A 19,702-nucleotide genomic window follows, 5' to 3' on the forward strand; every position below is an offset into this window, starting at 1 on the left:
CTATTATGAAGAAAGAAGAGATAATGGCCAGTAGGATTACGGAGCAGCTTGGGGGAGTAAAAAATATTCGTGGCATTGCTCATTGTATGACGAGGTTACGACTAACGCTTCATGATGAAAGTAAAGTGAACATGGATCTTTTGAAAAAGGTTGAAGGCGTTATGGGCGTGATTGAAGATGAAACACTTCAAGTTGTCGTTGGTCCAGGAACGGTAAATAAAGTAGCGGCTGAAATGGAAGTTTTAACAGGACTCAGAATTGGTGAAGTGGCAGATCATCACCTTGAAGATCTTGGGCAAGAGATGAAGTCAGAGATTAAGAAGAAAAATAATACACCAGTGAAAAACTTTTTACGCAAAATAGGAAGTATTTTCATTCCGTTAATTCCGGGGCTTGTTGCGTCAGGAATTATAAATGGGGTTGCTAACTTTGCGAAAAACGCAGGTGCTGATCCGAATGCAACGTGGTTACAAATGCTACTACTTATTGGCGGCGGTATCTTTACATTCTTAGGAATTTTAGTCGGCTGGAATACAGCGAAAGAATTTGGCGGGACACCAGTTCTTGGGGCAATTGCTGGTATTTTAATTTTTAACCCGGCAATGGCGAATGTAAAATTATTCGGTGAAGCGCTAGTACCCGGGCGGGGGGGATTATTTGCAGTTATTTTTGCAGCATGGCTTATGGTTGTAGTTGAAAGACAAGTTCGAAAAGCAGTGCCAAATGCAGTTGATATTATCGTGACACCGCTCATTACTGTGTTAGTAGTAAGTATTGTAACGATGTTAGCAATTCAACCGGTAGCTGGTTTCTTATCTGAAGGAATTACAAGCGGAATTAATGCGATTTTAAATATTGGGGGAGCGTTTGCTGGAGCTGTGCTTGCCGGAACATTTTTACCTCTCGTTATGGTCGGATTGCATCACGGTTTAACACCGATTCATATGGAATTTATTAATCAAACTCACGTAACGCCTTTATTACCAGTACTTGCAATGGCTGGTGCTGGGCAAGTAGGAGCAGCCATTGCGATTTTTGTGAAAACAAAAAACAAACGACTTCGTAATGTAATTAAAGGTGCATTACCAGTTGGTTTTTTAGGAATTGGCGAACCGTTATTATACGGGGTTACATTACCACTTGGAAAACCGTTTCTTACTGCTTGTCTAGGCGCCGCTGTTGGTGGTGCATTCCAAGCAGTTATGAAAACAGCAGCACTCGGAATCGGTGTATCAGGATTATCATTAATTCCGTTAATTGCCGATAATAAATATTTATTATATTTCCTTGGATTAGTAGTTGCATATACGTTCGGATTCATCTTTACGTACTTCTTCGGATTCAAAGAAGAAATGGCAGAAAACATATAGAGAAAGGGATTCCTTTCTCTTTTTCTATTCATAGAAAGGGAGATTCATATGATAGGAGTTTCAATTTATCTTTCAAAAGAACGAGTAACGAAACAAGAAGAGTGGCTAAAAGTAGCGAAGCAAAACGGGTTTTCATCTATTTTTACATCACTCCATATACCAGAGGATGATCCTGGTACATATAAAGAGTTGATTCAAATACTTGGGAAGCAGGCTCTTGAAAATGAAATGGAATTAATGGTCGATGTTTCTCCAAAATCGCTATACCATTTAGGAATGACGTACGAAAATGTGGAAGAGTTAGTAGAGTGGGGCATTACTGGTTTACGAATGGATTATGGCATCACACCGAAAGAAATTGCACACGTATCTCATAAAATGAAAGTAGCTTTGAATGCGAGTACGATTACAGATTCATTTTGGAGAGAGTTACTTACGGAAAATATCCGAGTAGATCGTGTAGAAGCGTGGCATAATTTTTACCCGCGTCCAGAAACAGGACTAGCAAAGTCATTTTTACAAAAACAAAATAAGTATTTACATGAGTGCGGAATAAAAACGATGGCATTTATTCCGGGAGATGGTGAAAAACGCGGTCCATTATGTGAAGGTTTACCGACATTAGAAAAACACCGCTATGTGCGGCCGCTTGAAGCGTATTTAGAACTTGTGCAAGAGTGTGACGTCGATAAAGTGCTAATTGGGGATATAAGCGGGAGCATAGGAAGTGTACAAGAAATCGCAATTGCGAGTAATGGAATTATTCCAGTGAGATATCAATCATTTATAAATGATAGCGACACTGTACAACTGTTAGAACGAGTGCATACGAACCGGCTTGATCCAGCTCGTGATGTCATTCGCTCTGTAGAATCGCGCGAAGAAAATAAAGTTGTATTACAACCAATGAATACAATTTCAAGAAAGAAAGGCAGCATTACAATTGATAATGAATTGTACGGTAGATATGCTGGTGAAATGCAAATTGTTATAAATGATTTACTTGAAGATGAGAAAGTGAACGTTGTCGGAATGGTTATGGAAGAGGACGTGTCTTTATTGCCGTATATTGATGCTGGAAAAAAGTTTCAACTTTTTCTGTGTGATAGAGTAAAAGCTTGAATTAGAGCTATTTTGTAAAAGACATTATTCGTAAAACGGATAATGTTTTTTGTTTTCTTTAAAAAAAGCATTTGACGAATGAAAAGAAATACCGTATTGTTTTGTCTTGTGAATATATGTTCACCATAACAAAACAAAAAGGAGAGTTCAAAATGAATCAATATATTGGGAATTTAATTATTCGTATCGTGTTAGGAGTTACGTTCTTTGCACACGGTTTAGCAAAGTTTCAATCAGGTATAGATAACGTAGCAGGATGGTTTACAAGCATCGGTTTACCAGGTGTTCTTGCGTATGGCGTAGCGACAGTTGAATTAGTAGGTGGTATATTATTAATTATCGGTTTAGGTGTACGATATATAGGATTGTTATTCGCTCTTATTTTAGCTGGAGCTATCGTAAAGGTAAATGGAGCAGCAGGATTATTAGGAGATGGAAAGAATCCAGGATATGAATTAGATCTTGCATTATTATCAATGGGTGCGTACTTATTCGTTGTAAAAGCAGAAGGATATGTAGATCGTTTCTTAAAAGAGAAAGTAATGAAAACGAAGTAAATTTTATTTATAAATTGTTGACTTAAAGAGTTATTGTAACTATAATAGTTACAATAACTGAATTAAGAATAAAATAATTTAAATATTTTTTTACACAAGATGTAACTAATTTAGTTACATCTTGTGTAAAAAATAAATAAACGAGGGAGGAAGTACTATGCCTAAATCAAATTTAGAAATTATTCGAAGCACATATGAAGGATCAGCTTCTTCGAATGCAAAACATTTAGCGGAAGCCCTCTCCGAAAAAGTAGAATGGACAGAGGCAGAAGGTTTTCCTTATGGCGGAACGTATATAGGTGTAGAAGCTATAATGGAAAATGTATTTAGCCGTTTAGGATCAGAATGGAATGATTATAAAGCGAGTATAAATATGTATCATGAAGTAAACGGAAAAGATGTAATTATTGCTGAAGGTGTTTATTCAGGAGTTTATAAAGAAACGGGAAAATTGTTTGAAGCAGAATTTGTTCATATATGGCAGCTCGAAAATGGAAAAATCATAAAATTTAAGCAATATGTGGATAGTTATATTGTGCGAGAAGCGATGAAGGTTTAAAATGAAATAAGGAAACAAATGGAATCGGCTGTGCGCAGGCGATTCCATTTGTTTATGTGATTATTAGGGGAATGGGGAATACATAATATGAAAAAATGGATTATAGGGACAATTACAATGATTGTAATTGCGATAGGAGCTGTATTCGGTGGTACGAAACTTCTTAATTATATAGAAGAAGAGGAGAAGAGTCTGAAAGCACAAAATGTAACGGGGCAACAAGGGAAGAAAGAAAAGGAAGAGAAGCAACAAGCTAGTGAAGATGAAATTATTTCTACCATGCATAGGATGGTACATCAAAAAGTGAAATCTTCTGAAAAATGGGGATTTATTGAAATGACAAATAAGGAAATTCGTAGTGCGAAGGAAGCAGTAGAAAGCAGTACAAATTTCAAATATAAATCAAAGCTACTTTCTACGTTGGAGCGCTGGGAGAAAGGGGATTTTTCACAAACGGTTGAGGAGCATAACTTTTTGTGGGAAATTCAAGGTGGTGATACTGGAAAAGCAACAGAACGTTTATCGCCAGAAGAAGAAAAGCAGTATGTGAAAGAAATGAAAGGTAAATAAAAACATCGCCACTTTGGTGGCGATGTTTGTTTGATTAAGAATGTTTTCGCATTAAAGCTCTAGTTGGCTGAACAGTAACAGTTTTGAAATGGGAAAATAAATAACATCCTGTAACGACGATAATTGTACCGAAAATTTGAATCCATGTTAGTTCTTCTCCAAGGAAAATAAATGCTAAAATCGCTGTAAAAATGGGATTGAAGTTTAGAAAAATACCTGATGTTGTAGCTCCTAATTTTTGTACGCCAATATTCCAAAAAACCATACAAAGAACTGTAGAAATAATTCCTGTATATAAAAGTGATGTAATGAAAGAAGAATTAATATTGGAAACAGAGAAGCTACCTATGTTAAATGGCAGTAATAAAATAACGCCAAAAATACCAGAATATAATGTTGCCATGAGTGGTGTAGTTGTTTTTGTAGCCCATTTACTGCAAACAGAATAGATTCCCCAAATACAAACTGCCGCCATCATCCATAAATCTCCGCTATTAAAATGTAGTGAAAATAAAAGTGAGAAATCACCTTTTAATAAGACAAGAACCACTCCGAAGAATGAAAGAATCATGGATAAAATTTGAAGAGTATTTACTTTTTCTTTTAGAAATAACACAGAAAATAATGCGATGGAAATCGCGTTTAATGTAGAAATAAGACCTACATTTGTAGCAGATGTTTTTTCTAATGCTAAAAATTGAAAGATGTTAAAGAGGGCGACCCCTGAAATTCCCATCAGTATTAACGGAAGTATTGCAGCGCGCGGCGGAATAATTTTCTTTTCTTTAAACCATACCATCGGTAATAAACAAACAATCGCAATCATCCATCTTAAATTTGTCAGTGTCATTGGTGATGCATGATCAACGAGCGATTTCCCAACGACGAAATTTCCTCCCCATAATAAGCTCGTTAATAATAGTAAAAAGACGTAAAAATAAGGCATGTTAAAATCCCCTTTGTTGTAATCAATATGAATTGTAAATAATTTTAGCATTTTTCTTTATTGTGTAATATATTATTTTGTATAATGATAAAAACTCGATAAAATGTTTTGTTAGAAGTATTATTTGCGGAAAAACATTCAGTTTTATATGGATTATGAGATGTTTCTTCGAATAATCATCGGTAAGAAAAAAGGGGGAATTATAATGGAGTCATCTGTTATTAAAGTGTTAGATGATTTAGATGTACAAATTTTAGATATATTGCAGAAGGAATCACAAGTAAGTAATGCAGAGCTTGCACGACGCGTTAATTTATCACCGGCTGCGATGCATGCACGCATAAAAAGGTTGGATGGGGAAGGTTTTATTGATAAGCAAGTAGCAATTTTAAATCAAGAAAAGCTTGGTTTTGATTTACTATGCTTCATTTTTATGAGTACAAATATTCATCAATCAGATAAGCTGGAAGTGTTGGAAAAAGAATTAGAAGCGATGCCAGAAGTGTTAGAATGTCACTGTTTAACAGGAGAGTATGATTATTTATTGAAGGTTGCAAATCGTGATCGTAAAGAACTGGAGCAGTTTATTAGAAAGTTGAACAAGCTTGGTATTACACGGATACAGACGAGTTTAGCACTCCGTGAAATTAAATATTCGACTGTATTGCCGATACGAAATGAGGAACCGGGCATCGATTAGATTGCTTGGTTTTTTGCTTGTATAATATTCAGAAAAGTGATTGACGGGGAGAAAAGAGAGATGTATTATTATATAAAATTATGAATTAAAATTCATTAAAAGTTATAAATATTAATACCAGAGGCAAGGGGATATAATATGAAAATCTTTAATGCGGTCACAAGTGATGTGCAAGAAATTTATAATCTCATTGAAATTTACGCAAAAGAGGGAGTTGTTTTACCGCGGTCTCTTTTGTCTCTCTATCAATATTTGCAATGTTTATATGTTATGAAAGAAGACGGGAAAATTGTTGGAGTTGCTGGATTGCATGTATTAGGGGAAGACCTTGCAGAAGTACGATCTTTAGTCGTTTCGCATACATATGCAGGGAAAGGGATAGGGCGCATGCTCGTAAATCATGTGATGGAGGAAGCTACGAAAATAAATGTGAAAAGAGTGATTTCCTTAACGTATGAAACAGTATTTTTTCAAAAGTGTGGATTTGATTTTGTAAATAAAGAAGCATTGCCAGAGAAAGTGTGGATTGATTGCAGACATTGTCCAAAGGTTGATGATTGTGATGAGGTGGCGATGGTTCGGTATGTTGGGTGAAAATTTTATAGAGAAAAAGAGCCCACTATTATGTAAATAATAGTGGGCATCTATATTTCAATAAGAAATGAGAGTGTTATTAAGAATTTGAATTCGTTTGTCTCACGGCAAAATTATAAAGAGGATCTCTAAGTTCATAGTTATACGTAAAACCGTCGACAATTCCTACAACCTTATCGTTATCATAAAGGTCGAGCATAAATTGTGCCATTTGTTTTGCAGTGTGGAATTTCGGTACAACATTATCGTATTGGAATTCATCAATATCAAATGAGCGTTTCGCAAATTCTGTTTCAGTTGCAGCAGGGGCTAAAACTTTTGCTTGCAGTTTTGCGCCTTGTTCTTTCAGTTCGTGGGACAGTCCTTCTGTAAATGCACTTACATAGAATTTCGTAGCACAATACGTAACAGCATTAGCCACAATCGTATATCCACCGCCCGATGAAACGTTAATAAGCTGTGTTCCATCAACCATTGAATAATCTCGAACGAAAAGGGAAGATAGTATTGTTAGTGCTTCTATATTTAGATGCAACATCGTTTCTATTTTATTTAAATTTTGTTCGGCAATTGAGGCGAAATTACCAAAGCCTGCGTTGTTAATCCACGTTTCAATTTGAAAACTTTGTAGACTTTCATACAGTTTATAAACTTCTTCAGTGACGGATAAATCAGTTTTTCGAATGACAACATCCAATTTCGGATTCATTTCGTTAATTTTCAATTTTAATTCTTCTAATTCTGCTTGTCTTCGAGCTATAAGTATTAAATTTTTTCCGTGAGATGCAAAGGCTAAAGCTGATTCATAGCCGATTCCTGAACTAGCACCAGTAATAACAGTATATTTCATATAAAGTCCTCCTAAATTCAAATTAATTATTATGGTTAGATTTTATTTGTTAGAGTATACTCTAAGTCAAATGTTTTTTATAAAGCAGTCAAATATATGATGGTAAATGGCATGTGGAGGGAGTATGAGTATGTACACAATTAGCGAGGTAGCGAAATTATTAAGAGTGAGCACACATACATTACGTTATTATGAAAAAGAGAACATATTAATTGCAAACCGCGATACAAATGGGAATCGACTGTATGAAGAATCTCATATAAAGTGGTTGCAGTTTGTAATGAAATTAAAACAAACGCAAATGCCGATAGCGAAAATAAGAGAATACGCTAGATTATATTTAGAAGGGGAGCATACAACAGAAGCTCGTTTACAACTGTTAGAAGATCATAGGAAATCTATTCAAACTCAAAGAGAAAACTTAGTAATTACAGAGAAGATGCTCGAAAATAAAATTATTGCATACAAAGACTCGTTAGAAAGTAAATAGCGTACAAAATATTTCGTTCTTTGTTGCATGTTGAAAAGGGAGTACAGGTCTTTGTTTTGGAGTTTATCTATGAGTATTTTATTATAATGTGCCGATAAATTAAAAAAGAGCAGTTAGCTAAAAGCAACTGCTCGATTCAAAGGGATCTCCAAGGGGGAATGGAGAAAATATTTTGTTACTACCATTATTAACAGATTATTGAGAAATATACATATGGATTTTAGAAATTTAAAATATTATTTGGTTAATAGAATCCGGGTGTTGACACTTTATCAATTGGTCATGTAGAATATTTATGAATGACATTCAGTCATTTTTATGTAGAAGGGTGTAGATAAGCAACTTTTATATGCAGTTAGCTTAATAACGGAACAAATATAAGGGTAAATGAGGATGATATTGGTTTTTTAAATAGTAGTTAGCGTGAGATTATATTTTTTAACTAAAAGTGACTGACGGTCAGTCAGTAGATAATAGAAGGTGAGAGATATGAAAAATAAAGCTTGGTTATATGTCATATTAACATGTATCTTTGAAATATTTTGGGTGTTCGGTTTTAATACAGCTCATACTTGGTGGCATTGGGTCATTATTGTAGGAGTTATCGCTGTTGATTTTCACTTCCTTTCTAAAGCGTGTGAACATCTTGCGACAGGGACAGTATATGCGGTGTTTGCTGGGGCTGGTACTGTAGGTACTTTCCTAATGGATGTATTCCTTTTCGGCGGCAGTTTCAGTGTAGGAAAACTATTCTTTATCGTGATGGTCGTAGCGGGCGTTATCGGTTTAAAGTTAGCTGATAATAAAGAAGAAACTGTGGAAGAAACTATGGAGGGAGCTGCTTAAAAATGGGTTGGTTTTTCGTATTTTGCGCTGCAATTAGTGAAATGGTCGGTGTGATAGGCCTTAAAATGTATAGTAAAGATAAGACGTTGACAAATGGAGCGATTTATATAGGTGGATTTGCAACTTCCTTCGCATTCTTATATACGTCTTTCTTATTTTTACAAGTAAGTGTGGCTTATGCGGTTTGGATTGGTATTGGAACAGCAGGCGCAGTTTTATTAAATATGTTTCTGTTTGGTGAATCGAAAAGTAAGGCACGTTTGATTAGTGTAGCTCTTATTGTATGTGGAGTTACGGGATTAAAGGCTCTTTCATAAGAAATTGATATTAAAGTTGAATCTCCTAACGATTTGTTGGGAGATTTTTATTATGAAAAGTGCACTATGATTGACAGTACAGCTAGTTATTTTATAAAATGAGTGACAGTCATTCAATACGCGTGTGAAAGGGTTTAGATGATGAATAAAAAAGAAAAAATTGTCTATGCAGCTATTGAAGTGTTTCAGGAAAAGGGCGTTGAAAAAACGAAGATTTCTGATATCGTGAAATTGGCTGGCATTGCACAAGGAACTTTCTATTTATATTTTCCTTCTAAGCTATCTGTTATGCCTGCAATAGCAGAAGTGATGGTTGAGAAGATGATACTTGCAGTGAAAGAAAAAGTACAGAATGATGCACCTTTTTCAAGTAAAGTTGAGCAAGTGATAGATGCGGTATTTAACTTTATAGCTGAATATCGTGAAATACAAGCATTAATGTATGCGGGTCTTGCATCTACTGAACATATAAAAGAATGGGAAGCTGTATATGAGCCTCTTTATATATGGCTAAGCGAATTTTTAAGCGAGGCAAAAGAAGCTGGTGAAATTCGTGATTCGGTTCACGCAGAGCGAACAGCGAAGTTATTTATCGCTCTTGTTGAATCAGCAGCGGAACAAGTGTATTTATATGATCACAAAGATGATGAGCAAGTCGAGTTACAAAAGGCAGAAGTACTAGATTTTTTAACACATGCACTACATATAAAGAAATAGTGAGATGAACCTGTCTGAAAAGGTAGGTTCATTTTTGAGGAAAACTGAATGATAGTCATTCACCTAATGCGTATGTATGGAAGGATACAGTGAAATTCTAACGAGTAGGCGGCATCTCTACTCATGATTAGCCCACAAATAGAAGGATAAAGAAAAAGCTTTTTGGGTATTATTTTTTGATAGGAATTTACGGGAAGAGGTGTTAAAAAGTGAAGAAACCGATAAAAGAACAAAAGATGGTATTGGTCATTCTTTTGAGTAATATATTTATCGCTTTTTTAGGGATTGGATTAATCATTCCGGTTATGCCGTCCTTTATGAATGATATGGGTTTAACAGGGAAGACAATGGGATATCTCGTTGCAGTGTTTGCAATGGCTCAGCTTATTACTTCACCTATTACAGGCCGGTGGGTCGATCTTTACGGTAGGAAGAAAATGATAATCATTGGATTATTTATTTTTGGTGTTTCCGAGCTTCTTTTTGGATTAGGAAAAGATGTGTGGATGCTTTATGTAGCAAGGGTGCTAGGCGGAATTAGTGCTGCGTTTATTATGCCTGGTGTTACGGCATATGTTGCTGATATTACATCTATTAAGGAACGTCCAAAGGCGATGGGATATTTATCTGCGGCTATTAGTACTGGATTTATTATTGGACCTGGGATCGGTGGGTTTATTGCAGAATACGGTATACGTGTGCCGTTCTTTGTGGCAGCAGTGATTGCTTTTGTCGCATGCGTGATTTCTATATTTATTTTGAAAGAGCCGTTAACGAAAGAAGAACTTGCAGAGATTTCCGCTAATACGAAAGAATCAAGTTTTATCGGGGATTTAAAGAAATCATTAAATCCAATGTATGCAATCGCATTTATTATTGTATTTGTACTCGCATTTGGATTATCAGCATATGAAACTGTGTTTAGCCTGTTCTCTGATCATAAATTTGGTTTCACGCCGAAAGATATTGCGGCAATTATTACGATTAGCTCCATCTTTGGGGTAGTTGTGCAAGTATTTATGTTTGGCAAATTGGTCGATATGTTCGGTGAAAAAGTATTAATTCAAATATGTTTAATTGTAGGTGCAGTATTAGCATTCGTCTCAACTGTAGTTTTTAATTATTGGATTGTACTTCTCGTTACTTGCTTTATTTTCCTAGCATTTGATTTACTTCGTCCAGCTTTAACGACGTTTTTATCAAAAGCAGCTGGAAAAGAGCAAGGATTCGTTGCTGGTATGAACTCGACTTATACGAGTTTAGGAAATATCGCAGGACCAGCGATGGGCGGAATATTATTTGATATGAATATTCATTATCCATATGCATTTTCAGGAGTTGTTTTAATAGTTGGTCTCGGCATTACATTTATGTGGAGAGAGAAACAGCTAGCTGAAAGTTTTGCGAAGTAATAAAACCCCTTACGACGGTAAGGGGTTTTTGTTTTATCCTGTAAAAGCCTGATTAAAGTTTCATTTTATAAATTTAATCCAAACCGTTTTAATTCAATAAAAATCCCCTCTAATTGCTTTCCTTTATCCGTTAAAGTGTACTCTACACGAGGCGGAACTTCTGGATATACTTTTCTCGTTATAATCCCTTGTGCTTCCAATTCTTTTAGGCGAAGAGATAATGTTTTCGGACTAATCCCGTCCATTGATTTTTGTAAATCACTAAAGCGTAATGTTCCTTCGATAAGAAGGTCGCGAATAATTAAAAACGTCCATTTTGTACTAATTACGTCAAGTGTTTTAGCGATAGGACAAGGTATGCCTGGTAAACCTTTCGTTAATACAACTGGATCTATATTGGTCATGAAAATAGCCTCCATAAAAAAATCGAATGAATTTGCTTTATAGTATCACAAAACTATACTTTTGGTAACTATATGAAAAAAATATCACTACTTCCATAAAGGAAGTTAGTGCATATACAATAGCAATACGAAACACAAAGGGTTTGTATGAGGAGGTGATTTTCATGGAGATAAAAAAGTTGTTTGGGTTCCTTAGTTTGTTTGTTATTTGTATTGTGCTTGTAGCATGTAGCGTGGAACAAAAAACGGAAATCCAGTTATTAAAAGAAATGCCACAGCCAAAAGCAATGACAATTGATCCTTCACTCAGTAAAAAGGAAGCGACAGAAAGAGTTCATGCAGCACAGCGTTTTTATGCATTTTGGGATACAGGTAAAGAGGAACTTATTCCGCAGACTGTTACTGAAAATTTTTTCGATAATACATTGCCGAAAGGGCGACCACAAGGCACGGAAGGATTAAAGTTTGCGGCGCAAAACTTTCATAAAGTTGTTCCTAACATACATTGCGAGATTGAAGATTTATTAGTCGTCGGTGATAAAGTAACAGCTCGTCTTTCTTTTACAGGCACTCATAAGGATAAGAAAATCAGTTTTTTTGCAATTGATATTTTACATGTGAAAGACGGAAAGATAACGGAGGATTGGCATTTAGAAGATAATCTTACGCTGAAACAGCAACTTGGGTTAATAGCCGAGGAATAAAATAAGGGAGAGAAAAGCGATGAAAAATATATTCATTATAAATGGACATGAAAAATATGGTACGAAAGAAGGACGATTAAATAGAACGCTAGTTGATTATATGGTAACGGTATTAAACGAGAATCATCATGTGAAAACGACAACGATTCAAGATGGCTACAATATTAAAGAAGAACAAGAGAAGTTTTTATGGGCTGATGTTGTAATTTATCAAACACCAATTTATTGGTTTAGTGTACCGGGATTATTTAAAACGTATATGGATGAAGTATATGAATACGGTTTGTTCTTTAAAGGTGCAGATGAATATGGAACTGGTGGTTTATTAAAAGAGAAAGAGTATATGTTTTCTGCAACTTGGAATGCACCTGAAAAGGCATTTGGAGATAAGACGAAGTTCTTTGAAGGAGAAAGTTTAGAATCAGCACTTAGTCATTTACATCGTGTGCAGAAGTTTCTTGGTATGAGTCCGTTAAAGAGTTTTGCTTGTTATGATGTGGTGAAGAATCCGAATATTGAGCAATATTTATTGAACTTGAAAGATCACTTAGATGGAGTAATTAAATAATAGTTTGTATCTTTGTGCGCAAGAAGGTACTACTAAGGATGTAGTACCTTCTCTTTCATGAAATACGTTGAAAATCTTTACTCATACAGGATTGTTTTAGCTTTTTTGATTTTATCAAATATTTAATATCAGAGATGTTATCATATGAAAGTTGAATATGATAATAGTTAATATACTCAAATAATGCAAAAACATAAACAAATAGTGCGAATGATAGCCCGGCTAAAGGTAATTGCGGATACCAAATTACAAAATCAATAGTAAACATAATAAGTCCTGTGATAATCAATCCGATATTTATCTTTTTTAGCATTTTTAAATATTGAATAATCCAAATAGGTGTAACAGATGTTTTTTCTTTTTTTAATCTTTTCCACTTTACGTACCAGTAAGCAGTTCCTTGTAATAAGATAAACTCTAAAAGAAGAAATGAGACCCAAAAAGAATATAGGGAATATAAATGTAACGTAGGATAAGCATAATTAAGTAAGTAACTTGTGAAAATAAAAGTAATGACTGAAAATAACTCACCTGTGTATAGATAGGAAAGTCTTTTTTCTAGGATGCGTTTCATGGTTCTCCTCCTTTTATAAAAACTCACATTTTAATACGTGGATGGCTGTATCCATAACTTCGCAAAATTTGCCCAACCGAATGAATCAATTGTTACGTTTTTTAAAGAAGAAGGGTATGTTTTTCTTTTTAAAACGTGATAGTTAAATAAAATGATGTGTTCTGCTTGTAAAAACTCTTCGATCTCATACATAAGTTTATACCGTTTTTCTTTATTGTCTTCTAATAAAAAGGTATCAAGTAAACAATTAATTTGTTTTGCATAGTGCGGGTCCATAAACCGATTTACGAAGCAACTTTTATTTTTAAATACATTTAAAAATGCAATTTCATGATCGGCAGCAAATACTTCTCCCATTAAAATAATATCGGCATGTTTATCGATAGAACGATCCGTATAATCTGAAACGAGAAATGGATGAAGTTCTACTTGTATACCTAAATTTTCACAACGTTCTTTTAGGAAGTCTGCGTCATTTGCACTATCTTTAAATGCGAAGAAGTATATATGGATTGTTTCTCCATTATATGTGCTCTTTTTTAAATGCTCTTTCGCTTTTTCAAGAGAGTAGGACCTTTTAGGAATTTGGCGACTTCTTTCAGGGAAAAAGCTCGATGCAGCAATTGTTCGTCTGCCTTCTATGTTACGAAGGATCGTTTCAACGTCATATATTTCTCTCCAAGCTTTACGAAAGTAAATGTCGTGATGGGGACCAGGTTTTGTAAAGTTGAAGCTAGCATAAATACAACCTATTTCTTCTATTTGTATATCATGCCTTTCATTTTCCTTTTCATTAGGTAGTTCATAATCAGCATCGATTTGTACATGATCTGGAATACGCCAAAACTCAATGCGGTCTAGTAAAGCTCGCTCTTTAAAATAATGGGTGAAAGCTTCAAGTATGATATTGTCTTCAGAGTAATGAGCAAGTTTAAAAGGTCCAGTACCTATATAATGATGATCTTGAATACTAGCATCACACGGCAAAATTGCTAGTTGCATGGAACTTACATAGTGTAAGAAAAATAAATTTGGTTTTGCTAAATGAAATCGAATTTGCAGTGGTGATGGTGTTTCAATTTGGACAATTTCTTCTGTTAACCATTCGAAAGGAGAATGCACTTGCTTTAATCGTTCAAATGAAAATTGTACATCTTTAGAAGTTAAAACTGTTTCGTTATGAAAATGTATATCCTTTCGTAAGTAAAAGGTCCACGTAAGCCCGTCTTCACTTAATTCCCACGTATGTGCAATGTGAGGCTCCATCTTTTCAGTAACATCGTTATAAACGACTAACGTGTCAAAAATTTGACTAGTAAGATGGCTCTCTGTTGTGACAGCCGCAAAAGCCGGATCTAGCGGCATTACTTTTCGTGATATGGGGATTTTTAATATATCATACATATCATTTGAAGGTTCATAGCCAAAATGATGATGGAGTTTACCTTCAATGTTTTTATGAAGTGCGGGAGGCAGTGGCTCTTTTAAAAGAAGAAAGATATCCTTTAATTTTTCTTGCGCTAACAGTTCATCTGTATAGAATTCAATCGCTTCTACGAAACTATGTATAAATAGAATTTCTGTTTTATTCCCGCGACCTTTCCCTGGTGTCCACTTAATTAATTGCTCCTCATTCATTTTCTTTAATAAAATCTTCACGTTTTTCGTACTGCAATATAAAACATCCGCTAATTCTTGTAAGCTATTTCGCATATGTTGTTGGTCTTGTGCATGTAATCTTAAACGAATGTAATAGTCCATAACTTTCATATATACACTTCCTTCTATAATAAAGTGAAACTTTAATCAGTGGGGGTCTTAATGCCCGTTAATGCGGGATAAAAGGGGAAACACTTTAGAATATTCTAACCTTTTTCTTCCTCTTTTTCAAAGTAAAATAAGTAAGCATAAGGAGGGGGAAACAATGGGATTTTGGAGTATGCATCGAAATATAAAAATTAGAATTATAACTTCGTTTTTAACACGTACTGTTTCCACAATGATTTTTCCATTTATGGCGATTTATTTTTCAATCAAGTTAGGTAGTGCACTTGCGGGGGCATTATTACTCATCAATGTGTTAGCTTCTTTAATTATTGGTTTATACGGTGGGTATGTTGGTGATCGACTTGGTCGTAAAAAAGTAATGATTATTGGTCAAAGTATACAAGTCATTTCCATTGCTTGTATGGGAATTGCAAACTCAGATTATGTAGATTCACCGTGGCTAACATTTGTGTTTATGTTAGTGAATAGTTTAGGATCTGGACTTATGAATCCAGCGACGGAAGCGATGTTAATAGATGTGAGTACACCTGAAAATCGAAAAGGGATGTACAGCATTAACTACTGGGCTATTAACTTATCAATTGCGATTGGAGCAATATTTGGTGGATTGCTATTTGAGAATTATCGATTGCAACTGTTTATCGTATTAACGCTTGTTGCAGTTATTACTTTATATGTGATGGCTGTATATATGGAAGAAGTGTATGTAGCGAGAAAAACGGTAGAGAAGAAACATGTATTAAAAGATATGGCAGATAGTTATAAAGTCGTGATGAAAGATAGAGCGTTTTTAATTTTTTGTGCAGCAAGTATATGTACGTTATCTTTAGAGTTTCAAATTAATAATTATTTAGGGGTACGTTTACAGAAGGAATTTGAAACGATGCACTTTTTATTCGGGAATGGTTTTACATTTGATTTAACAGGTATTCGCATGCTGAGCTGGATTTCTGCAGAGAATACAATTTTAGTTGTATTATGTTCAGCTCTTCTTATTAAAATGCTGAAAAGCTTCAATGATTTGAAAATCTTATATGTAGGTTTATTCATTTATACGATTGGCTTTACAATACTCGGAACGAGCAATAGCTTATGGATTTTATTAATTGCAGGGCTTTTCCAAACGGTAGGTGAGATGATGTATGTGCCAGTACGGCAATCAATTATGGCAGATATGGTGCCGAATGAGGCAAGAGGTTCATACATGGCGATTAATGGAATGGTCTTTCAGGTAGCAAAAATGAACGGGGCATTAGGTGTTATGCTAGGCTCATTTATTGCATCTTGGGGCATGAGTGCTCTGTACTTTATCGTTGGTATGAGCAGTATTTTATTATTTATGAAGGCGATAGGGAAAGAGAAGTATGAGGATGAGAGAAATGTTTCTCAGATTGGATGAAACTATATGAAAAGCGAACCAGTTATACTGGGACTCACTTTTTATATAATTTTTAAAACGGATCTACTTCAGCTAAATTTGGAGTGGTACTAGGCTGTAACAAAAGATTTTTTAACGTTCCTACTTCAGAAAGAGCGACTAATATGTAGCCACTAATTAGTACAATAAGCCCAATGACGCGTAACGTTTGTAAGCTCACTTCATTATTATTCGTTTCCGTTGGATTTGGGGGCGTTGAAGGTGGATTGTTATTCATAAATAAGGCTCCCATCTTTTGTATTTATATATGTGTAAAATCATTATTTAACTTATGGATAGGAATTGTATAGTCATTTTCACTATATGAGAACTGCCTATGAAAAGTGATTAGAAATTTTGGGGCGAAAAAAGAGGCTGTGATGCACAGCCTCTTTTTTCGTTAAAATGCAGAAATTCGTTTCTTCGTTTTTGGTATAATAATTAATTTGATCCAGAGTAACCCGATAATTATAATGATAAGGCTATGTAAAAATTGTACTGTAGCAATGAGTATAACACTTGAAAATACAATGAGTTGAATGCTTAGTAATATAAAGATTAAGCGAAGAAATTGGTTCATTCGTTTTTTAGTATCAATCGGATACAATGCTACAATAATATTTCCCGAAAAATATTTCCACAGGGATCGTAGCTGCATAGAGATCATATATAGGACGATGTAAGCGATAGCGCCTTTTACGTATATGTTTGGTATAAAATATAAGGCGAAGGCACCGATCAAACCTAAGCGAATATATATACCGAAATAATCATTCCCGCGTAAAAATGCTAGTGTATGTAAATAGAAGAACGTTGCTCGCTTTTTATGTAGTATAGGTTCAATCCAATTTGTAAGCCATTTTCTTTTATTTACTTGCTTATTCAGTTGCGGAACATCGGTGAAAATGCTAGCAAATTGATAGAAACGAACGTCCATTTTTTCTTCTTGCTCAATTACGTATTCCCACGGTATTCGCTTTGTGGGCTGTTTCTTCGTATATAGAAGTAGGAAAGCGAGAAGTAAGAGTAATCCGCCTAATACAATCACATTTGCAGTATAAAAGAGCATGTAAATAATCAGGGTGTTACAAGCAATACGAATGATAAACCATATACTTTTTTCATAACTATCACGCCATATCCAGTGTATGTACATGTTCCACGCTTTCGTAATCATTAAAACGATAAAGATTGTACATAAAAAAGGTACGGTTAATTGTAATGATTGCATGGCAAGCGGTACGATAATAAGGAACGTAAATACAAGCGGGAAAAGCTGAATGATGTAATTATATAGAAGAGATTTTTTAAAATAAGATGTTAATTTTTCCTCTAGTGCTAGTAAATAGACAGCGTCCGGTTTTTGAATAAATGTGCGAATGGGACATCTCGTTATAATGAATGTAAGTACGATTGTGATGAGTAATAAAGATATTTCTTTAGAAGGATCAGTTTTAAGAAACTTTGCGTAATAATATGCACCTATACATGAGACGAAGATGAAGCTATATAGCAAACCGTTAATCATACGTGCAAAGTATGTGATGGCATTTTGAATATGTTGTTGAAAGCGAGAGCTCCATAGTGATTCGATTGACATGTTTTTCACCTCTTTGTTCTATTATATATGTTTTATTAAGCAAAAAACGAGCAAATTGCGTTACGCAACTTGCTCGTTTTTCTTTTCGTTATTTTTTTTCTGATCACGATTCATTAATGGATAGAAGGCAAAGCCAATTACGAATAAACCGATTCCGAGAAGGAACGTTTTTATATCAGATGCGCCTGTTTTAATAACCCATAGTGCATAGCAAAGCGCGATCACTGCGACTATACCATCTGTAATTCTTGCCCGCATTTCATTTTTATACGTTTCACCAGTTGCGACTAGTTTTAACTGGAAGATTGGTGAGACGAGATATGGAATGAGGTAGGCCAGTGTTGATACGGTAATAACGAATGTATAAGCTTCTGCAATTGTTCCTGATAATGTTGAGAATAAGAACACTTGCGACATAATGTTTGTTAATCGTAGTGAATGAATTGGACTTCCTTTTTTATTTGTTTTCGCGAAGAAGGAAGGGAAGAAACCTTCTTTTGCTGCTTGATAAGGTACTTCTGAGCTTAATAAAATCCAGCCTAAGATGGAACCGAATAGGGAAGTAAGAGCAAGTAATGCCATAAGTTTCCCGCCGCCATGACCCATTGCAGCGTTTAATGCATCTGCTAATGGACGTTCCGAAGCTTGTAATTTATCAACGTGAAGTACACCCATTGTTAAAATTGTAATTCCTAAGTAAATGGCAACTGTAATTAGTAACCCTGCAACTGTTGCACGTTTTACTGTTTTTGGAGAAGTAGCACGATTTGATAAAAGAACTGCTGATTCAATTCCGATAAATGCCCAAAGCGTTGTAAGAGCCGCTAAATTCACTTGTGAAAGGAGACCGTGTGATACGCCTTCTTTATCGATCATCGGTGTGTACCATTGTCCAAACTTTGAAGCTTCGAACGCAAATAACGTAACGACAATGAATAGAAGGAATCCAGTTACTTTCGTTGTTGTTGCTAAGAAGTTCAGTTTCCCAGCTCCGCTTACACCGTTTGTTAATATTAAATGAGTTCCCCAAAGTAAGACGGAACAAATAGTAAATGTAATGAGCTTTCCAACTTCTATATCGAACGAGCCGATTGAAAATAATAGTCGCGTATCTTTCATAATCGGGAAGAAGAGTGATAAATATCCCGCGAAAGATGTAATGATGGCAACGTTACTTGCCCAGTTTGCAACCCAATATCCCCATACCATGCTGAAGCCAGCCATTTTCTTTCTTTTTGGTGTTGAGAATAAAGCATATGCATGACTTTGTGGTCCTGTCGTTAAATCAGGACGACGAATTGCTAAATTACCGAAAACAAGAGCTAGCATTAAAACACCAAACCCTGTTGTTAACCAAGCTAAAGTGACACCGAGTGGGCTTGCTGTTTGTGCCAACGTACTTGGCACCATGAAAATACCAGCGCCAACCATGTTACCGACAACGAAAGCTGTTAGTACCCAAAAGCCCCATTTTTTTTGTTGCATAGAAAATACCTCCAAAGTTAGTATAACCAAGTCAAGCGAGGAGATATGTATGTCTTCCGAAGTCAGGAAGAGAAGTCCCAAACAAAACAAAAAAAGCACGTAATTTGCCGCT

23 protein-coding genes are annotated in these 19,702 nt (G+C 35.2%); 15 read left to right on the top strand and 8 right to left on the bottom strand.

Annotation, left to right across the window (positions count from 1 at the left end; genetic code table 11):
- Positions 1–5: 5 nt before the first annotated feature.
- The 5 genes from BAQ49_RS27265 (at position 6) to BAQ49_RS27285 (ending at position 4,178) form a co-directional block, all read left to right on the top strand.
- A complete protein-coding gene (locus BAQ49_RS27265) occupies positions 6–1,370 on the top strand; it encodes a PTS transporter subunit EIIC (RefSeq protein WP_071747833.1) in 1,365 nt (454 codons plus the stop codon).
- A gap of 48 nt (positions 1,371–1,418) precedes the next feature.
- Positions 1,419–2,492: a DUF871 domain-containing protein gene (locus BAQ49_RS27270; RefSeq protein ID WP_071747834.1), complete on the top strand. Its 1,074-nt coding sequence runs from the start codon at positions 1,419–1,421 to the stop codon at positions 2,490–2,492.
- Between the two features lie 152 nt (positions 2,493–2,644).
- On the top strand, positions 2,645–3,049 hold the full coding sequence (locus tag BAQ49_RS27275) for a DoxX family protein (protein WP_071747835.1): 405 nt from the start codon (positions 2,645–2,647) through the stop codon (positions 3,047–3,049).
- Between the two features lie 157 nt (positions 3,050–3,206).
- Positions 3,207–3,608 (top strand): nuclear transport factor 2 family protein, encoded by a 402-nt coding sequence (locus BAQ49_RS27280; RefSeq protein WP_071747836.1) that lies wholly within the window; start codon positions 3,207–3,209, stop codon positions 3,606–3,608.
- Positions 3,609–3,695: 87 nt separating this feature from the next.
- On the top strand, positions 3,696–4,178 hold the full coding sequence (locus tag BAQ49_RS27285; RefSeq protein ID WP_071747837.1) for a PRK06770 family protein: 483 nt from the start codon (positions 3,696–3,698) through the stop codon (positions 4,176–4,178).
- A 34-nt stretch (positions 4,179–4,212) separates the two neighbouring features.
- Here the strand turns inward: BAQ49_RS27285 and BAQ49_RS27290 are convergent, their stop codons facing one another.
- Entirely contained in the window at positions 4,213–5,124 is a 912-nt protein-coding gene (locus tag BAQ49_RS27290) for a DMT family transporter (protein WP_071747838.1), read from the bottom strand.
- 205 nt (positions 5,125–5,329) lie between these two features.
- On the opposite strand from BAQ49_RS27290, the gene BAQ49_RS27295 reads away from it, so the two are divergent.
- Both BAQ49_RS27295 and BAQ49_RS27300 read left to right on the top strand, forming a co-directional pair.
- A complete protein-coding gene (locus tag BAQ49_RS27295; RefSeq protein WP_071747839.1) occupies positions 5,330–5,824 on the top strand; it encodes an Lrp/AsnC family transcriptional regulator in 495 nt (164 codons plus the stop codon).
- Between the two features lie 138 nt (positions 5,825–5,962).
- On the top strand, positions 5,963–6,418 hold the full coding sequence (locus tag BAQ49_RS27300) for an N-acetyltransferase (RefSeq protein ID WP_071747840.1): 456 nt from the start codon (positions 5,963–5,965) through the stop codon (positions 6,416–6,418).
- Between the two features lie 79 nt (positions 6,419–6,497).
- On the opposite strand, the gene BAQ49_RS27305 is transcribed toward BAQ49_RS27300, so the two are convergent.
- A complete protein-coding gene (locus BAQ49_RS27305; protein ID WP_071747841.1) occupies positions 6,498–7,268 on the bottom strand; it encodes an SDR family NAD(P)-dependent oxidoreductase in 771 nt (256 codons plus the stop codon).
- Positions 7,269–7,398: 130 nt separating this feature from the next.
- Here BAQ49_RS27305 and BAQ49_RS27310 point away from each other — a divergent pair, with 130 nt between their 5' ends.
- The 5 genes from BAQ49_RS27310 (at position 7,399) to BAQ49_RS27330 (ending at position 11,050) form a co-directional block, all read left to right on the top strand.
- The gene (locus BAQ49_RS27310) at positions 7,399–7,758 is read left to right on the top strand and encodes a MerR family transcriptional regulator (protein WP_071747842.1); all 360 of its coding nucleotides are present in this window, start codon (positions 7,399–7,401) and stop codon (positions 7,756–7,758) included.
- Positions 7,759–8,247: 489 nt separating this feature from the next.
- A complete protein-coding gene (locus BAQ49_RS27315; protein ID WP_071747843.1) occupies positions 8,248–8,604 on the top strand; it encodes a DMT family transporter in 357 nt (118 codons plus the stop codon).
- Positions 8,605–8,606: 2 nt separating this feature from the next.
- Positions 8,607–8,921 carry a DMT family transporter gene (locus BAQ49_RS27320; RefSeq protein ID WP_071747844.1) on the top strand — a complete coding sequence of 105 codons (315 nt, stop codon included), beginning with the start codon at positions 8,607–8,609 and terminating at the stop codon, positions 8,919–8,921.
- Positions 8,922–9,059: 138 nt separating this feature from the next.
- On the top strand, positions 9,060–9,638 hold the full coding sequence (locus BAQ49_RS27325; protein ID WP_071747845.1) for a TetR/AcrR family transcriptional regulator: 579 nt from the start codon (positions 9,060–9,062) through the stop codon (positions 9,636–9,638).
- A gap of 209 nt (positions 9,639–9,847) precedes the next feature.
- Entirely contained in the window at positions 9,848–11,050 is a 1,203-nt protein-coding gene (locus tag BAQ49_RS27330; protein WP_071747846.1) for an MFS transporter, read from the top strand.
- A 65-nt stretch (positions 11,051–11,115) separates the two neighbouring features.
- Here the strand turns inward: BAQ49_RS27330 and BAQ49_RS27335 are convergent, their stop codons facing one another.
- A complete protein-coding gene (locus BAQ49_RS27335; protein ID WP_071747847.1) occupies positions 11,116–11,454 on the bottom strand; it encodes a winged helix-turn-helix transcriptional regulator in 339 nt (112 codons plus the stop codon).
- A gap of 164 nt (positions 11,455–11,618) precedes the next feature.
- Here BAQ49_RS27335 and BAQ49_RS27340 point away from each other — a divergent pair, with 164 nt between their 5' ends.
- On the top strand, positions 11,619–12,158 hold the full coding sequence (locus BAQ49_RS27340; protein ID WP_071747848.1) for an ester cyclase: 540 nt from the start codon (positions 11,619–11,621) through the stop codon (positions 12,156–12,158).
- A gap of 19 nt (positions 12,159–12,177) precedes the next feature.
- A complete protein-coding gene (locus BAQ49_RS27345) occupies positions 12,178–12,726 on the top strand; it encodes an NAD(P)H-dependent oxidoreductase (protein WP_071747849.1) in 549 nt (182 codons plus the stop codon).
- A gap of 55 nt (positions 12,727–12,781) precedes the next feature.
- Here BAQ49_RS27345 and BAQ49_RS27350 read toward each other — a convergent pair whose 3' ends face one another.
- Positions 12,782–13,300: a general stress protein gene (locus tag BAQ49_RS27350; RefSeq protein ID WP_071747850.1), complete on the bottom strand. Its 519-nt coding sequence runs from the start codon at positions 13,298–13,300 to the stop codon at positions 12,782–12,784.
- A 30-nt stretch (positions 13,301–13,330) separates the two neighbouring features.
- Positions 13,331–15,070 carry an SgrR family transcriptional regulator gene (locus BAQ49_RS27355; RefSeq protein ID WP_071747851.1) on the bottom strand — a complete coding sequence of 580 codons (1,740 nt, stop codon included), beginning with the start codon at positions 15,068–15,070 and terminating at the stop codon, positions 13,331–13,333.
- A gap of 154 nt (positions 15,071–15,224) precedes the next feature.
- On the opposite strand from BAQ49_RS27355, the gene BAQ49_RS27360 reads away from it, so the two are divergent.
- On the top strand, positions 15,225–16,487 hold the full coding sequence (locus tag BAQ49_RS27360) for an MDR family MFS transporter (protein ID WP_071747852.1): 1,263 nt from the start codon (positions 15,225–15,227) through the stop codon (positions 16,485–16,487).
- Positions 16,488–16,539: 52 nt separating this feature from the next.
- Here the strand turns inward: BAQ49_RS27360 and BAQ49_RS27365 are convergent, their stop codons facing one another.
- The 3 genes from BAQ49_RS27365 to BAQ49_RS27375 form a co-directional block, all read right to left on the bottom strand.
- Positions 16,540–16,743 carry a hypothetical protein gene (locus tag BAQ49_RS27365; RefSeq protein ID WP_001063864.1) on the bottom strand — a complete coding sequence of 68 codons (204 nt, stop codon included), beginning with the start codon at positions 16,741–16,743 and terminating at the stop codon, positions 16,540–16,542.
- Positions 16,744–16,905: 162 nt separating this feature from the next.
- Positions 16,906–18,105, bottom strand: a complete 1,200-nt coding sequence (locus tag BAQ49_RS27370; protein ID WP_071747853.1) for an ABC transporter permease — start codon at positions 18,103–18,105, stop codon at positions 16,906–16,908.
- A 60-nt stretch (positions 18,106–18,165) separates the two neighbouring features.
- Complete coding sequence (locus BAQ49_RS27375; RefSeq protein WP_071747854.1) at positions 18,166–19,590, bottom strand: amino acid permease; 1,425 nt, start codon at positions 19,588–19,590, stop codon at positions 18,166–18,168.
- Positions 19,591–19,702 lie beyond the last annotated feature (112 nt).

The organism is Bacillus proteolyticus (assembly GCF_001884065.1).
Classification (GTDB): Bacteria; Bacillota; Bacilli; order Bacillales; family Bacillaceae_G; genus Bacillus_A; species Bacillus_A proteolyticus.

What these genes read in the sequence shown, in the direction of transcription:
- BAQ49_RS27320 (WP_071747844.1), top strand. Translation starts at nt 8,607, where the DNA reads ATGGGTTGGTTTTTCGTATTTTGCGCTGCAATTAGTGAAATGGTCGGT.
- BAQ49_RS27370 (WP_071747853.1), bottom strand. Translation starts at nt 18,105, where the DNA reads ATGTCAATCGAATCACTATGGAGCTCTCGCTTTCAACAACATATTCAA.
- BAQ49_RS27365 (WP_001063864.1), bottom strand. Translation starts at nt 16,743, where the DNA reads ATGAATAACAATCCACCTTCAACGCCCCCAAATCCAACGGAAACGAAT.
- BAQ49_RS27315 (WP_071747843.1), top strand. Translation starts at nt 8,248, where the DNA reads ATGAAAAATAAAGCTTGGTTATATGTCATATTAACATGTATCTTTGAA.
- BAQ49_RS27360 (WP_071747852.1), top strand. Translation starts at nt 15,225, where the DNA reads ATGGGATTTTGGAGTATGCATCGAAATATAAAAATTAGAATTATAACT.
- BAQ49_RS27265 (WP_071747833.1), top strand. Translation starts at nt 6, where the DNA reads ATGAAGAAAGAAGAGATAATGGCCAGTAGGATTACGGAGCAGCTTGGG.
- BAQ49_RS27275 (WP_071747835.1), top strand. Translation starts at nt 2,645, where the DNA reads ATGAATCAATATATTGGGAATTTAATTATTCGTATCGTGTTAGGAGTT.
- BAQ49_RS27340 (WP_071747848.1), top strand. Translation starts at nt 11,619, where the DNA reads ATGGAGATAAAAAAGTTGTTTGGGTTCCTTAGTTTGTTTGTTATTTGT.
- BAQ49_RS27285 (WP_071747837.1), top strand. Translation starts at nt 3,696, where the DNA reads ATGAAAAAATGGATTATAGGGACAATTACAATGATTGTAATTGCGATA.
- BAQ49_RS27355 (WP_071747851.1), bottom strand. Translation starts at nt 15,070, where the DNA reads ATGAAAGTTATGGACTATTACATTCGTTTAAGATTACATGCACAAGAC.
- BAQ49_RS27305 (WP_071747841.1), bottom strand. Translation starts at nt 7,268, where the DNA reads ATGAAATATACTGTTATTACTGGTGCTAGTTCAGGAATCGGCTATGAA.
- BAQ49_RS27325 (WP_071747845.1), top strand. Translation starts at nt 9,060, where the DNA reads ATGATGAATAAAAAAGAAAAAATTGTCTATGCAGCTATTGAAGTGTTT.
- BAQ49_RS27345 (WP_071747849.1), top strand. Translation starts at nt 12,178, where the DNA reads ATGAAAAATATATTCATTATAAATGGACATGAAAAATATGGTACGAAA.
- BAQ49_RS27300 (WP_071747840.1), top strand. Translation starts at nt 5,963, where the DNA reads ATGAAAATCTTTAATGCGGTCACAAGTGATGTGCAAGAAATTTATAAT.
- BAQ49_RS27375 (WP_071747854.1), bottom strand. Translation starts at nt 19,590, where the DNA reads ATGCAACAAAAAAAATGGGGCTTTTGGGTACTAACAGCTTTCGTTGTC.
- BAQ49_RS27280 (WP_071747836.1), top strand. Translation starts at nt 3,207, where the DNA reads ATGCCTAAATCAAATTTAGAAATTATTCGAAGCACATATGAAGGATCA.
- BAQ49_RS27270 (WP_071747834.1), top strand. Translation starts at nt 1,419, where the DNA reads ATGATAGGAGTTTCAATTTATCTTTCAAAAGAACGAGTAACGAAACAA.
- BAQ49_RS27290 (WP_071747838.1), bottom strand. Translation starts at nt 5,124, where the DNA reads ATGCCTTATTTTTACGTCTTTTTACTATTATTAACGAGCTTATTATGG.
- BAQ49_RS27350 (WP_071747850.1), bottom strand. Translation starts at nt 13,300, where the DNA reads ATGAAACGCATCCTAGAAAAAAGACTTTCCTATCTATACACAGGTGAG.
- BAQ49_RS27310 (WP_071747842.1), top strand. Translation starts at nt 7,399, where the DNA reads ATGTACACAATTAGCGAGGTAGCGAAATTATTAAGAGTGAGCACACAT.
- BAQ49_RS27295 (WP_071747839.1), top strand. Translation starts at nt 5,330, where the DNA reads ATGGAGTCATCTGTTATTAAAGTGTTAGATGATTTAGATGTACAAATT.
- BAQ49_RS27335 (WP_071747847.1), bottom strand. Translation starts at nt 11,454, where the DNA reads ATGACCAATATAGATCCAGTTGTATTAACGAAAGGTTTACCAGGCATA.